We start from the raw sequence: 1,206 nt of genomic DNA, 5'->3' as shown, positions 1-1,206 counted from the left end.
CTTGCTCGCCGTCTTCAGTGAAAATCGCTTCGATGATAGAGACTAATGGCCACTTGAGACGACTGGCATACAAATACGCCTCATCAATAGGGTAATCATCTGGGTTTGAGGTGACATACGCTTGCTCTAGGAGGTGTGCTAAGTCGGCGCTTGGGTTGAACAGTCCTTTGAGTAAATCAGCCAAGGCATAATCAAACGGCTTGAGTTGATTGCTGTAATTAGAGTTTACAAACACCTCATTGTCGATGGCGGTTAAAAAGTCAAGGGCCGCTTGGTTGTGTACAATAATCGCCGTATACAAAGCAAGTAGCCACACAGGGTGCTCTGCGTTTTCAGGATTTTTCTTGCCAATCACCTCTAGGTATTCGTCATCATAAAAGAATGAAAAAGCCTTACCATCATTGGCGTTACTTTGAAAAATACCGTGGCCTAATTGTGATGCGCGTAGTAGGTATAACCAAGCGTGGTAGCTATTGGGGTTTTCAATGGCTTCCATGGGGAATGATTCAATTAAATTTCGTTTAAATTGTGTATATAGTCCTAAGCTAGGATTCTTTTGAATGCGAGGAATATTTTTTTCTTCGTGCTCTTCATAATCTTCAACCATTTCTTCATAGATAATTTTTGCGTAACTATAATGGGTTTTAATCATTTAAATAACTCCTTAAAATCCGATATCAAAAATTGATACATCAATGGTCTCGATCAGCCCATTGTCATTGGCTTTTTGTTGTATGCCAATATATTCTAATGACTCATCTAGCTTAGACGAGTTTATTTTCTTTACTGTTTTTCTTAGTTTTTTAACTTGCTCGGTAAACGCTTCTTCGCCGACTTTACCATAGCGAGGGTCTTTTGTGAGTGTATCTAGTTTAGTTGTGTAATTATCAATCACAGAATCCATGTACCTGCCGGAGCCTTGCTGGGCACGTTCCTCTCCAGCCATTCTACTGCCCCATGTTGCATTCCCGCCTTTACCTTCCATGATAAGGACTTTACCATCGTCAGTAACATACACTTGGTCAAACTCACCTTGTTTGCCGTTACCGGGTAATTTGGTGTTTAACGGTTTGGCATTGGGGTAGTTTTGTTGTACATAAATGCGGGCGGCTTCTTCACCTAAATCTTCACTGGCCAGTCGCATGGCTTTTTGTGCCTCTTTTAATGCTTTAGCGTCGCCTGCTAATAGCGCGGCATCACGTTGTG

Annotated in this window: 1 protein-coding gene and 1 pseudogene; both read right to left on the bottom strand. The window is 41.6% G+C overall.

Annotated features, from left to right (window positions below; all coding sequences use genetic code 11):
• On the bottom strand, positions 1–652 hold a 652-nt coding region (locus QMA12_RS22005; protein ID WP_290295318.1), incomplete at its 3' end, for an Imm49 family immunity protein.
• Between the two features lie 12 nt (positions 653–664).
• Positions 665–1,206, bottom strand: a pseudogene (locus tag QMA12_RS22000) (type IV secretion protein Rhs); the annotation flags it as partial.

The organism is Pseudoalteromonas sp. APC 3893, from assembly GCF_030408095.1.
In the GTDB taxonomy this organism is placed as follows: domain Bacteria; phylum Pseudomonadota; class Gammaproteobacteria; order Enterobacterales; family Alteromonadaceae; genus Pseudoalteromonas.
Note: the sequence above shows the minus strand (reverse complement) of the source record. Positions and strands in the feature narration are given on the sequence as shown.